The sequence below is a fragment of the uncultured Clostridium sp. genome (assembly GCF_947036855.1).
GTDB lineage: Bacteria > Bacillota > Clostridia > Clostridiales > Clostridiaceae > Sarcina.
Genome location: NZ_CAMQRY010000009.1, coordinates 1 through 14392 on the forward strand (window position 1 = coordinate 1; position 14392 = coordinate 14392).

General features: G+C 29.9%; 12 protein-coding genes and 1 pseudogene. All 13 read left to right on the forward strand.

Annotated features, from left to right (window positions below):
- Nucleotides 1-566, forward strand: a pseudogene (gene truB / locus Q0V15_RS02410) (tRNA pseudouridine(55) synthase TruB); the annotation flags it as partial.
- 5 nt (nt 567-571) lie between these two features.
- Complete coding sequence (locus Q0V15_RS02415; protein ID WP_297435637.1) at nt 572-1501, forward strand: bifunctional riboflavin kinase/FAD synthetase; 930 nt, start codon at nt 572-574, stop codon at nt 1499-1501.
- Between the two features lie 116 nt (nt 1502-1617).
- A complete protein-coding gene (gene rpsO, locus Q0V15_RS02420; RefSeq protein WP_297435638.1) occupies nt 1618-1881 on the forward strand; it encodes a 30S ribosomal protein S15 in 264 nt (87 codons plus the stop codon).
- A gap of 110 nt (nt 1882-1991) precedes the next feature.
- On the forward strand, nt 1992-4109 hold the full coding sequence (locus Q0V15_RS02425) for a polyribonucleotide nucleotidyltransferase (protein ID WP_297435640.1): 2118 nt from the start codon (nt 1992-1994) through the stop codon (nt 4107-4109).
- 95 nt (nt 4110-4204) lie between these two features.
- Entirely contained in the window at nt 4205-4483 is a 279-nt protein-coding gene (locus Q0V15_RS02430) for a YlmC/YmxH family sporulation protein (protein ID WP_297435642.1), read from the forward strand.
- 12 nt (nt 4484-4495) lie between these two features.
- On the forward strand, nt 4496-5692 hold the full coding sequence (gene dapG, locus Q0V15_RS02435; protein WP_297435644.1) for an aspartate kinase: 1197 nt from the start codon (nt 4496-4498) through the stop codon (nt 5690-5692).
- A gap of 56 nt (nt 5693-5748) precedes the next feature.
- Nucleotides 5749-6489, forward strand: a complete 741-nt coding sequence (locus tag Q0V15_RS02440) for a ClpP family protease (RefSeq protein WP_297435646.1) — start codon at nt 5749-5751, stop codon at nt 6487-6489.
- Nucleotides 6490-6639: 150 nt separating this feature from the next.
- Nucleotides 6640-9201, forward strand: coding sequence for a DNA translocase FtsK (locus tag Q0V15_RS02445; protein ID WP_297435647.1), 2562 nt, complete (start codon nt 6640-6642; stop codon nt 9199-9201).
- 147 nt (nt 9202-9348) lie between these two features.
- Entirely contained in the window at nt 9349-9939 is a 591-nt protein-coding gene (pgsA, locus tag Q0V15_RS02450) for a CDP-diacylglycerol--glycerol-3-phosphate 3-phosphatidyltransferase (protein WP_297435649.1), read from the forward strand.
- 261 nt (nt 9940-10200) lie between these two features.
- A complete protein-coding gene (rny, locus tag Q0V15_RS02455) occupies nt 10201-11745 on the forward strand; it encodes a ribonuclease Y (RefSeq protein ID WP_297435651.1) in 1545 nt (514 codons plus the stop codon).
- Nucleotides 11746-11880: 135 nt separating this feature from the next.
- Nucleotides 11881-13068 (forward strand): pyridoxal phosphate-dependent aminotransferase, encoded by a 1188-nt coding sequence (locus Q0V15_RS02460; RefSeq protein ID WP_297435652.1) that lies wholly within the window; start codon nt 11881-11883, stop codon nt 13066-13068.
- Nucleotides 13069-13166: 98 nt separating this feature from the next.
- Nucleotides 13167-13427 (forward strand): HPr family phosphocarrier protein, encoded by a 261-nt coding sequence (locus Q0V15_RS02465; RefSeq protein WP_297435654.1) that lies wholly within the window; start codon nt 13167-13169, stop codon nt 13425-13427.
- A 133-nt stretch (nt 13428-13560) separates the two neighbouring features.
- Nucleotides 13561-14337 carry a serine hydrolase gene (locus Q0V15_RS02470; RefSeq protein ID WP_297435656.1) on the forward strand — a complete coding sequence of 259 codons (777 nt, stop codon included), beginning with the start codon at nt 13561-13563 and terminating at the stop codon, nt 14335-14337.
- Nucleotides 14338-14392: the final 55 nt, after the last annotated feature.

Genomic DNA, 14392 nt, shown 5'->3' on the forward strand with positions numbered 1-14392 from the left:
GAGATATAATGCAAGTTCCACCAATGTATTCAGCATTAAAAAAAGATGGTGTAAGGTTATATGAACTTGCGCGAAAAGGTATTGTAATAGAGCGTGAACCTAGACCTATAACTATACATTCATTAGAAAATATAGTTATAGATATACCTAATATAACTATGGATGTTTATTGTTCAAAGGGAACATATATAAGAAGCTTGTGTTTTGATATAGGAGAAAAACTTGGTGTTGGAGCTGTAATGACATCACTTGAAAGAATTCAAAATGGACCATTTTTAATAGGAAATGCTGTAAATATAGATGATTTAACAAGTGAATCTTTAGAAGGTAATATTATATCTATAGATGATGCTTTAGAATCATTTCCACAATTTTTTATAAAAGATGAAAAGTTTAGAAAACTTTTAATTAATGGTGTAGCTGTAATGGATAATAAACTTTATAGCGAGAATAACATTAAAAAAGATGTTTTATATAGAGTGTATGATTTAGAGAAAAACTTAATTGGACTTGGTAAACTTGGAAAGAATGGCTTTAAAATAGAAAAACAATTAGTAGAGGGGTAATAAGTATGATGTTAATAGATCAAACTTTTAGGGGTAGATTAAAAGAAAAGACTTATATTGCACTAGGTAGTTTTGATGGACTACATAAAGGTCATTTAACACTTATAGATGAACTGTTGAAAATATGTAAGGAAAAAAACTCTCGAAGTATGGTTTATACATTTGAAAATCATCCATTAACTATTATAAATAAAGCTTCTATACCTAAAATTATAATGAGTAACAAAGAAAAAATATCTGTTTTAGAAAATTTAGGTGTTGATATTGTCTGTTTATATAAATTTGATTTAGAGATGATGACAATGGAGGCAGAGGAATTTATTATTTTCCTGCTAAAAAGATTTAATACAAAAGGATTTGTAGTTGGATTCAATTATAGATTTGGATATAAAAATAAAGGTGATATAAAACTTTTAGAAAAATTAAGCGAAAAGTATAATTTTGAGCTTATTGTTAAAAAAGCATATAAATCAGAAGGGAAGATAGTAAGTTCAAGTAGTATAAGAGAACTTATATCTAAAGGAAGTATTGAATTAGCTAATGATTTGCTTACAAGAAATTTCACATTAGATGGAAAAATTATTGGAGGTAAAAAATTAGGAAGAACAATAGGATTTCCAACTGCTAATTTAGATATAGATAAAAAGGTTGCATTGCCTAAAATTGGTGTTTATTATACGAATACAGAGATTGAAGGTGTTTTATTTAAGAGCATAACTTCTGTTGGGAATAATCCAACTGTCAATGGAAATGCGACAACAGTTGAAACTTATATACTAAATTTTTCAAAAGATATTTATAATAAAAATATTTCAGTACATTTTATTGAGTGGATTCGAGGAGAAAAAAAGTTCGATTCATTAGAAAGTTTGAAAAAACAGCTAGAAAAAGATAAAATGTATGCATATCAGAGAAAAATAAAAAAGAATTTGTAAAACGTTATTTACAATAAAATAGACTTTTGATATAATCATATAGAACCTAGTTCTAAGATTTTGGGTAACGCCTTTTTCATGGAGCTTAGGGGATAATATAACGGAGGTGTTTATCAATGGATAAAGCTAGAAAAGAAGAATTAATCGTACAATACGGAAGACACGAAGGGGACACTGGTTCACCAGAGGTTCAAATCGCTCTTTTAACAGAAAGAATTAACATGTTAACAGGTCACTTAAAAATGCACAAGAAAGATCACCACTCAAGAAGAGGTCTTTTAATGATGGTTGGACAAAGAAGAGGATTATTAAACTACTTAACTAAGCAAGATATCGAAAGATATAGAACTGTAATAAAAGCTTTAGAATTAAGAAGATAGTCTTTTAATAAAAAATAAATTTAGTAGAGCGGGTATATTCCGCTCTATTATTTTAAAAATATTTAAATTATAAACTTTTACCAGTTAGTTATTGAAAGGAGGTATTCAGTATGATTAATACACACGAAATACAATTAGCAGGAAGAACTCTAAAAGTAGAGTTTGGTAGAATAGGAATGTTATCAGATGCAGCTATTTTTATGAGTTATGGAGATACTGTAATTTTAACAAATGCAAATGCATCAGAAAAACCAAGAGAGGGTATAGACTTTTTCCCGTTAAGTGTTGAATATGAAGAAAGACTTTACTCAGTTGGTAAAATCCCAGGAGGATTTATCAAAAGAGAAGGAAGACCATCACAGCATTCAATATTAAATGGTAGAGCTGTTGATAGAACAATAAGACCACTTTTCCCTAATGGATATAGAAGTGATGTTCAGGTTGTTTGTACTGTTGTTTCAGTAGAAATGGATAATTTACCAGAAATATTAGCTATAAATGCTGCATCTACAGCATTATGCTTATCAAGTGTACCATATACAACACCAGTTGCAGCAGTGCAAGTAGGTTTAATAGGTGGTGAGTTCATAACAAACCCTAATTCAGAGCAAAGAGCTAAAAGTGAAATGCAATTAACAGTTTGTTCTACAAGTGAGAGAGTTATGATGATAGAAGCAGGTGGAAATGAAATACCTGAAGAAGTTATGATAAGTGCTATTAAATTTGGATTTGATGAATGTCAACCAATAATAAAATTCCAAGAAGAAGCTATGGCTTCATTTGGAAAAGAAAAAATAGTTCCAGAACTTCATGAAGTTGATGCACAAGTTCAAGCTGATATAAAAGCTTTTGCTCATGATATGATTAATGAAGCTATGCACATAATTGATAAAGATGCTAGAAATGAAGCTATGAGTATCGTTAAAGGTAAAATATCTGAGGAATTCAATGAGAAGTATGCAGAGAAATTATCAGATGTTGCAGAAGCTATTTACAACACTCAAAAGAAATGTGTTAGACACATGTTACTTAAAGAAAAGTTAAGACCAGATGGTAGACCTTTCAATAAAGTAAGAGAGATTGGTTGTGAAATTGACATATTACCAAGAACTCATGGTACAGGTCTATTTACAAGAGGGGCTACACAAGTAATGACTGTGGCTACACTTGGTGGTGTTGGAGAATATCAAACACTTGATGGATTAAGTGAAGAAGTTCAAAAAAGATATATGCATCATTATAATTTCCCAGCTTATAGTGTTGGAGAAGTTAGACCTTTAAGAGGTCCAGGAAGAAGAGAAATAGGTCATGGTGCTTTAGCTGAAAGAGCTTTAGAGCCGCTTATACCTTCAGAGAATGATTTCCCATATACAATAAGACTTGTTTCAGAAGTTTTAAGTTCAAATGGATCTACATCACAGGCTTCAGTTTGTGGTAGTACACTTGCGCTTTTAGCAGCTGGTGTTCCACTTAAGAGACCTGCAGCAGGAATTGCTATGGGACTTATCACATCAGATGACTTAACAGAAGAAGGCGTTTTAACAGATATTCAAGGAATAGAAGATTTCTTTGGAGATATGGACTTTAAAGTTGCTGGAACTGAAAAAGGTATAACATCAATACAAGTTGATACAAAGATTGCAGGTTTATCAGAATCTATAATCAGAAACGCTATAGTTGATGCTAGAGTTGCTAGAATGCATATCCTTGATAAAATTAAAGAATGTATTCCTGCAGCTAGAGAAGAAGTTTCATTCTATGCTCCTAAAACTTCAACACTTAGAATCAACCCTGATAAAATCAGAGATGTAATAGGTGCTGGTGGTAAGATTATAAATAAAATTATAGCCGATACTGGAGTTAAGATTGACATAAAAGAAGATGGTTTAGTATTCGTATCTTCAGAAAGTTCAGCTGGTGTTAAAGAAGCAATGGCGATAATCGAAGGATTAACAAAAGAGCTTAAACCAGGTGAAGTATATCTTGGGAAAGTTACTAAAATAACTACTTTTGGTGCTTTTGTAGAAATTCTTCCTAATAAAGAAGGATTAGTACACATATCTAAATTAGCTCTAGAGAGAGTTAATAAGGTTGAAGATGTTGTTTCAGTTGGTGATGAAATATTAGTAAAAATCACAGAAATAGATCCTCAAGGAAGAGTTAATCTTTCAAGAAGAGATGTTTTAGTTGATGAAGCAGCAAAAAAAGAAACAGAAGAACAGAAGTAGTAGATGGGCAATTTGAAAAAATTGCCCTTTTATTTTATACATTTTTATCATATCTATCATTGTTTCCTCATAATTTAATATAATAGGGGTGATATATGATGAGTAATATAAAATATTTAAGTGAAATTGAAAAGTATGAAATAATAAATGTTAATGATGGAGAAAAGTATGAGACTCTTGCAAGTAATGATATAATTGTTGACGATAAAGGTAATTTTAAATTATTATTATTAAATATAGGGAGCAGTAAATTTGGTTTTTTAAACAATTCACCTGATTATTATGAAGTAGATTGGGAGTATGTTAGAAAAATTGGAGCTCGAACTATTATTTTAGATGCAGAGCAAGAGCTTATGCGAAAAGTAAATTTATAGGGGCGTGGTCTAGTGGATATTATAGTTCAAAAGTTTGGTGGTACATCAGTATCAACAAAAGAACGAAGAGAAATGGTAATTAGAAAAGTTAGAGAAGTATTAGATTTAGGGGAAATGCCAGTTGTGGTTGTTTCTGCTATGGGTAGAAAAGGGGAGCCTTATGCAACTGATTCTCTTTTAGGACTTGTTGGGGATAAGTTTAAAGAAGAGAATAAAATGGCTACAGATATGCTTATGGCATGTGGTGAAATAATTAGTACAGTAGCTATGAGTAATGAGTTTTTAGAGGCTGGTATTAATGCTGTTCCATTAACAGGTGGACAGGCTGGGATATTAACTGATAGCAATTTTAAGGAAGCAGAACCTATTGATATTGATCCTAAACATATTTTAGAAGTGTTAAAGAGTGGAAGAGTTCCAGTAGTAGCAGGTTTCCAAGGGATTAATAGAGATGGATTTTTTACAACACTTGGAAGGGGTGGTAGTGATACTACAGGTGCAATTTTAGGTGCTTCACTTTCAGCAAAGGAAGTTCAAATATTTACTGATGTAGATGGAATGATGACTGCGGACCCTAGAATAGTTTGTGATGCAAAGCTTATAAATAAAATAAGTTATAATGAAATATTTGAGTTAGCAGAACAAGGTGCAAAAGTTATACACCCAAGAGCTGTAGAAGCTGCAATGAGAGGTAATATACCGTTAATAATTAAAAATACAATGTCAGATTGTAAAGGAACTAGAATAGATAGCATTGGTGATAGAGAAGCTAATAATATTATTACAGGTATAACACATCAAACAAATAGAATTCAAGTTGAAATAGATGCAAATCAAAATAAAGATAATAAAGATATGTATAGAGATGTTTTAACTATATTAGCTGATGAGGGTATAAGTTTAGACCTTATAAATATTTTCCCGAAGCAAAAAATATTTACAATATGTGATGAAAAGAAAATTTTATTTGAAGATATAATGACTAAACATAATATAAAATTTGAATTGATTGAGAACTTAAGTAAGATAGCTGTTGTTGGTACTAAAATGAGAGGTATACCAGGAGTAATGGCTAAAATAGTTGCTACTTTAGATAAAAAAGGTATAGATGTTTTGCAAAGTGCTGACTCACATATGACTATATGGTGCCTTGTTGAAACTGCAAAAGTACAAGAAGCTATAAACTCTCTTCATAAAGTATTTCTTTAATAATGAATAAATAGGACCTTTCTTGCAAATTATAAGTATATGCAGGAGGGGTTTTTATGTTTTTAAATGAAGAAGATATTGAAAAAGAAAAAGTTATAAAGACGGAAGAAAGTAAAGTTGATGATAATGAGTCAAAGATTGGTCAAATAAAATCTATTGGAAATATAGATAAAACTGAAGAAGATGATAAACGGAAAAAAGAGGATAATATACAAGTTATAAGTATTATTGGATTAATTGAAGGTCATCAAGAGTCAAATCCACAGATGAAAACAACAAAGTATGAACATATGATACCACAGCTTATTGAGATTGAAAGAAGCGAAAAAGTAAAAGGTGTACTATTTCTTTTAAATACTGTTGGTGGAGATGTAGAAGCAGGTCTTGCAATAGCTGAGATAATAAGCAGTATGAGTAAGCCAAGTGTATCATTAGTTATAGGTGGTGGACATTCTATTGGAGTTCCACTAGCAACAGCTACTAATTATTCATTTATTTCACCATCAGCAACTATGATTGTCCATCCAATTAGAATGACAGGTCTTGTTATAGGAGTATCACAAACTTTTAAGTACTTTGAAAAAATGCAAGAACGAATAGATGATTTTGTTGTCAGAAATTCTAAAATAAGTAAAAGTAATTTAAAAAAATTAATGCTTAAGACAAATGATTTACTTAATGATATGGGTTCTATTCTTATTGGAGATGAGGCTGTAAAAGCAGGTATTATTGATGAACTCGGTGGAGTAAGTGTAGCAATGAAAAAACTAGATGAATTAATAGGAAAGAAGTCATAGATATATTCTATGACTTTTTTTACATAATTTTAACTAATAAATAATTGATTGATTTCTTTTTTAAGAGTAAAATATCAAGTATATGTATTTTTTATGGGGATTTTTTAATTTATACGGAAATTAAAATTACAAGAGAGGTGATTTAGCAGGATGGCAACTGCCAAAAAGACGGGAAAAAATAGTAATAAAAAGCAAAGAAGGGATACAAAGAGTATTTCAAGAGAAGTGAAGTCTGAAAAAAATAATAGTGAAATATATGGAATTGTAGCAATTGCATGTTCGTTAATATTTATGTTTAGCCTATATACAAATAAACTTGGATATTTAAGTACAATATCTAAAGAAATATTTATAACGTTATTTGGAATAGGTGCTTTTCTTATACCAATATTTTGTTTATATATATCGGTAAAGCACTATTTTTTAAAACAAAAGTTAACTATAACAAGAAAATATTGGGGAATATCAGGAATTGTTATAGTTAGTATTATTCTTATACAAACAATAAATATGAAATTATATGTAGATAAGGATATAATAAATTCTTTTGGAAAGTTTTTAGTTTCTAATACGTATTTACATGGTGGTTTTATAACTTTTATTATAATATTACCGCTGTATAAGCTTATAGGTGATGTTGGTATATATATATTAATAGCTGCAGCATATGTAATATGTTCTATACTTGTATTTAACTATAATATAAGAGGGGTTGCATATGATGTTCATAGTAAGGGGAAAAAGATTCAAAAAAAAGCTACTAAAAAAATAAATACACAAAGAGAAAAGCTATCAAATATTAAAGTGGCTAATAGAAATACACAAGTTAGGAATAATAATGAAAGTAATAATATTGATGATACTATATCGGATAATAATCTTAGGAGTGAAGTTGAGAATAGAATGAAAATGATAGACTTTATGAATAATGTAACGCTTGAAGAGAATGATAAAGATGAAGAAGTGTTAGAAATATCTAATGATAATATTAAAGAGAAAAAAAATAATGAGTCATTAGAGGTTATTGAAGTCTTAGATTTTAGTAGAATTAAGAATGAAGAGATTAGGAAAGATAGTGTTGAGAGCAAAATAATAATGGAAACTAGAGATACAAGTGTAAAAGATGAAACTATACATAATGATATTAGTGTAGCTAAGGAAAAAGAAATAGAACGTGTACCAGTAATTAAAACTGAAAAAGTTAGGTATGCTGAAAAAAATGAATCTGAAGATATTATTGATGAAGAAATTATTAAAAAAAATGAGTATCTATTTCCAACAGCAGATCTTTTAAAAGTAAATACAAGGTCAGAAATGACACCTGAGGAGAAACAAGAACTTTTAAGAAATGCTAATAAGTTAGAAGAGGTATTGCTTAGTTTTGGAGTTCAGGCAGAACTTTTAAATGTAACTAAGGGTCCATCTGTTACAAGGTATGAAATACAACCACGAGCAGGTATAAAGGTTAATAAAATTGTAAATCTTTCAAATGATATAGCACTAGGTCTTGCAGCAGCAGGTGCGGTTAGAATAGAAGCACCTATTCCAGGGAAAGCTGCGGTTGGAATAGAAGTTCCTAATTTAAAGCAAACACCAGTTTATTTTAGAGAAATAATAGAGACAAATGATTTTAATGATAGTAAATCAAATGTTGCATGTGCTCTTGGTAAAAGTATAGAGGGAAAACCAGTAGTAGTTGATTTATCAGCAATGCCACATTTACTTATAGCAGGTGCAACTGGTTCTGGAAAAAGTGTTTGTATAAATACACTTATTGTAAGTATTTTATATAAATATTCTCCAGATGAAGTTAAGCTTTTAATGGTTGACCCAAAAGTTGTTGAACTTAGTGTTTATAATGGTATTCCACATTTACTTATACCAGTTGTTACAGACCCTAAAAAGGCATCTGGTGCATTATTTTGGGCAGTTAAAGAAATGGATAGAAGGTATAATCTTTTTGCAGAAAATGGAGCAAGAAATATTGGTTCATATAATAATATGATTGAAATTGGTAGAGTTAAAAATGGAGAAAGACTTCCTTATATAGTTATTATTGTAGATGAGCTTGCTGACCTTATGATGGTTTGTCCAGGTGATGTGGAAGATTATATTTGTAGACTTGCACAAAAAGCTAGAGCGGCAGGTATGCATTTAGTTATAGCAACACAAAGACCATCAGTTGATGTAATAACAGGAGTTATTAAAGCTAATATTCCATCAAGAATATCATTTTCTGTATCAAGTCAGATTGATTCACGAACTATACTTGATAGCACAGGTGCAGAGAAACTTTTAGGTAGAGGGGATATGTTATTCCACCCTATAGGGAAATCTGGTAATATGAGAGTACAAGGTGCTTTTATTTCTGAAGAAGAGGTTGAGCAGGTTGTAGAACATGTGAAGTGTTTAGAGAATAAAATTTCAAACAACTATGAAGAGGAGATTAATAAGCATATGGAAAGTGCAGTATCGGGTGGTAAAGGTGGTAGCTCATCAGATGATCAGGATGATTTGATAGATGAAGCAATAAAACTTATTGTAGATAGTGGACAAGTTTCAGCTTCTTTCATACAGCGAAGGTTAAAAATAGGATTTAATAGAGCTGCTAGAATGATAGAACAGATGGAAGAGATGGGAATTATATCAGAAAAAGATGGAAATAAGCCAAGACATGTATTAATTAGTAAAGAAGAAATAGAAAATTTATAATATATTTAAATTTAAAGACTCAAAATTATAGACAATAATATAGAAATTGTTATAATATTATATAGGACTAAATGAGTTGTTAATAATAGTTATTTTTAGTTGTCTTAAGTTAGACGGTTAATTACTAGAATAATAGGAGTGTAAAGAATGAATTTAGCAAATAAATTGACAGTATTAAGGGTTATACTTGTTCCAATATTTTTATTATGTATGTCGACTGACATAATACCATATGGAACACTTATAGCTACAATCATATTTATACTAGCATCAATAACTGATAAATTAGATGGATATATAGCTAGAAGTAGAAATCAAGTTACTAACTTTGGAAAATTTATGGATCCACTTGCAGATAAATTATTAGTTACAGCAGCACTTATAACACTTGTTGGTATAAATATAATACCAGCATGGATTGCTGTTATTATAATAGCTAGAGAATTTGCAGTATCAGGTCTAAGATCTGTTGCAGCAGCAGAAGGACATGTCATTGCTGCGAGTAATTGGGGAAAAATAAAAACAGTATTCCAAATGATAGCAATAGTATTATTACTAATAGTTGCAAATATAGCAACTACGCCATTTATTGCAGATATTATTAATTCAAGCAAATTATTAATACAATTCTTTGCTTATGTGCCAGATATCACTTTATATATCGCTTTAATAATAACAATAATTTCTGGTGTAGATTACTTTGTTAAAAACAAATCAGTAATTAATACAAATAAATAAAAGAAAACATCACCGATTTAGGTGGTGTTTTTTTTTATTTTTAGTATAGAATAATAAAGGAATTATTTAGTGTGAAATATTTGTAATTTTAAGGGAGAGAATACTTCCATAATCTTGACATAAGAAATTATATGCTATACAATAATAACAAATACTGGTTTTATGTAATTGATTAATTAGTATTTTATTTAAGACAAACAAAAACCTTATAAATGGCTAAATATTGCTTTATAGATGCCTACGCAGGGAGGAGTTTGTATTATGGATACAGGAATAATAATGATAATAATAGCGATAGCAATTGTAATTATTGGTGGTTTTATAGTTTACAAGTCAATACAAAAAGCTACAGAAACTAAGGTGGATACTTTAGTGAAAGATGCTGAAAACAAACTTGAAACTGCAAAGAAAGATGCCGATGCAATTAAGAAAGAAGCTATATTAGAAGCTAAGGAAGAGGCACACAGATTAAGATCTGATGTTGAAAAAGAGTCTCGTGAGAGAAGAAATGAAGTTCAAAGATTAGAGAAAAGAGTTATACAAAGAGAAGAATCTTTAGATAAGAAAGCTGATGTGTTAGATAAGAAAGATGAGAGTATAAATGTCAAAATACAAGAAGTTGAAGATTTAGAGGCAAGCATACAGGGATTACACCTTAAGCAAAGAGAGGAACTTGAAAGAATATCAGGTTTAACAAGCTCAAATGCAAAAGAAATTTTATTAGATGAAGTAAGAAGAGAAATTAAACATGAAAGTATAATGATGATCAAGGACATGGAGAATAAAGCTAAGGAAGAAGCTGATAAAAAAGCTAGAGAAATAATAACTACGGCTATTCAAAGATGTGCTGCTGATCACGTATCAGAAACAACTGTTCATGTTGTAGCATTACCTAATGATGAAATGAAGGGTAGAATTATAGGGAGAGAAGGTAGAAATATAAGAACGCTTGAGACACTTACAGGGGTAGATTTAATAATTGATGACACTCCAGAAGCAGTTATACTTTCAAGCTTTGATCCTGTAAGAAGAGAAGTTGCTAGAATGGCACTTGAAAAATTAATAGTTGATGGAAGAATTCATCCAGCAAGAATTGAAGAGATGGTTGAGAAGTCAATTAGAGATGTTGAAAATGATATCAAAGAAGAGGGAGAACAAGCTACATTTGAAACTGGTGTACATGGATTACACCCAGAGATAATTAAACTTTTAGGAAGACTTAAGTATAGAACAAGTTATGGTCAAAATGTTCTTAAGCATTCTATAGAAGTATCATATCTTGCTGGGCTTATGGCATCAGAGCTTGGAATGGATCCAACAATAGCTAAGAGAGCTGCACTTTTACACGATATAGGAAAAGGTGTAGATCAAGAGATTGAAGGACCTCACGCACTTATTAGTGGAGATTTAGCTAAGAAATATAATGAATCTAGTATCGTGGTGAATGCTATAGCAGCACATCATGGTGATGTTGAGATGGAAAGTTTAGAAGCAGTACTTGTTCAGGCAGCAGATGCTATATCAGCAGCAAGACCAGGGGCTAGAAGAGAAACTTTAGAAGCTTACATTAAAAGACTAGAAAAATTAGAAGAAATAGCAGATTCATATGATGGTGTAGAGAAATCATATGCTATTCAAGCAGGTAGAGAAATTAGAATAATGGTTAAACCAGATGTAATTGATGATGCAGGAGCTATTGAACTTGTTAGAAATATTGTTAAGGATGTTGAAAGTAAACTTGAATATCCAGGACAAATCAAGATCAATGTTATTAGAGAAACTCGTGCAGTTGATTATGCAAAGTAAATATTAGAATTAGAGTTAAAACACATTTTACATCAGTAAAATGTGTTTTTTTTATAAATTAACAAATGTTTACTTTTGAAAATAAAAATGATATATTTTAAATAAATATATTTAATGTTTATTGGAGGCGGGGTTATGAAAGAATTATCAAAAAAAGCTAAAAATATGTCAGCATCAGTGACACTTGAGTTAACTGCAAAGGCAGGAGAAATGAGGAAATCTGGTATAGATGTAATAAGTTTTGGGGTTGGGGAACCTGATTTTAATACTCCTAAAAATATTATTAATGCAGCAAAAATGGCTATGGATGCTGGAAAAAATAAGTATACAGCAGCATCAGGAATGATTGAGCTAAAGACTGCTATATGTGGGAAATTTAAAAATGATAATAATTTGAACTTTGAAGAATCTAATATTGTAGTATCAACAGGGGCGAAACAAAGTCTTGCTAATTCATTTTTAGCAATTCTTAATCCTTTTGATGAAGTTATAATGGCAGTTCCATATTGGGTTAGTTATCCAGAACTTATAAAACTTGCAGATGGTGTTCCAATTTTAGTAAAAACATCTGAAAAAACAGATTTTAAATTAACATCAAAGGATATAAAAGATAATTTAACAAACAAGACAAAAGCTATTATAATAAATAGTCCTAATAATCCAACAGGTGCAATATATACAAAAGAAGAACTTGAGGATATTGCAAAAGTTTGTGAGGAATTAGATTTATTTATTATATCTGATGAAATTTATGAAAAGTTAAATTATGATAATCAGAATAATCCACATATTAGCATAGCGAGTATCAGTGATGATGCTTTTAATAGAACTATTGTTATAAATGGTTTTTCTAAATCACATGCAATGACAGGGTGGAGACTTGGATACTGTGGTGCAAATAAAGAAATTACAAAAATTATGTCTACAATACAAAGTCATACTACATCAAATCCTAATACAATAGCACAATATGCTGGTCTTGAAGCATTAATAGGAGAGGATGAAGAACTTAATAAAATGGTTGAAATATTTGAAAAAAGAAGAAATTTAATGGTTAAGCATTTAAAAAATATTAAAGATATTACTTATATTACTCCAAAAGGAGCATTTTATTGTTTTATAAATGTTTCGAATTTGTTTAATGATGAAATAAAAAGTTCATCAGAATTTACAAATAAATTATTAGAAAATGAGAATGTCATGCTAATACCTGGTATTGCATTTGGAAATGATGATTATATTAGACTTTCTTATGCTACTTCTGAGGAAAATATTGTAAAAGGTATGAATAGAATAGAAACATTTGTAAAAGCAATGAGATAAATAGAATTTTTGTTGAAATTTTTAGTAAAAATTATTATAATAGTATATAGATATAAATACGTTTTATATTAAAATATAAATTAAAAGAGGTGTGTGTAATGATAACTAAAGAAGTTTTAGTTAAAAATGCAACAGGTTTACATGCTAGACCTGCTACATTATTAGTAAAAAAGGCTTCATCTTTCAAATCAGATGTAAGTTTAGAGTTTAATGGTAAAAAAGCAAATGTTAAGAGTTTAATAGGTGTTTTATCATTAGCTGTTGGTAGAGATGCAAAGGTAACAGTAATCGCTAATGGTGATGACGAAGCTGCTGCTGCAGAAGGTATTGCAGAATTAATCGCAAACTTAGCAGACTAATTATTCCATGATCCATAGAGAAATCTATGGGTCTTTTTTTATTTTAAAAAATAAGTATAGGAATGATGGCATATGAATATATTTATACTAGCTAGCAATAATAAAAATATATTTGAAAAGTGGGTGTTATTTAATGCAAGAAATAGAGGATTATTTAGATACAAGAATAGGTGATTATAGTTTTCATTTTGAGGATTTAAGAAGTGGATATGTATTCGGGTATAATGAAAACGTTAAAATGACAGCAGCAGGATGTATGAAACTGCCAATAGCCATAGCACTTATAAAAGAAGAAGAGGAAAAAAGAATTAGCTTCTTAGATAAAATAAAAATTGAAAAAGAAGATAAAGTATATGGTAATGGAATAATACATGAATTTAATGATAGAGAATATACAATATTTGAATTACTTGTAGCAATGCTTATACAAAGTGATAATACTGCTGCTAATAAAATTATAGATATAGTTGGTATGGGGAAAATAAATGAGACAATAGGAATACTTGGTCTTAAAAATACAACGCTTAATAGAAAAACTAATGATGAGAGAACACCAGTGGAGATAGAAAATATTATTAGTTCGAGGGATCTATGTATAATTTGGAAAGTGCTTCATCAGGCTACATTTTTAAATAGAGAGAATTCTACAATGCTTATTGATATTTTAGCAAGGCAACAGAAAAAAAATAAGCTTGCACTATATATTCCAGATGATTTGAAATTTGATATATCAAGTAAGAGTGGAGATAAGAAGGGAATAGAGAATGATACAGAATTTATAAAGATTAATAAGGGTGAATTTACATTTGCAGTTATGTCATCAAATATACCTAATTCTGTTTATGGAACTATGACTCTTGCTAAGGTTGGAAAAATGATGTGGGATAATATTATGACGAAGTGGAATTAATTTCTTGACATAAAATTTATAAAATGGTAGAATAAAGTCAATTTAAGAAACCTTT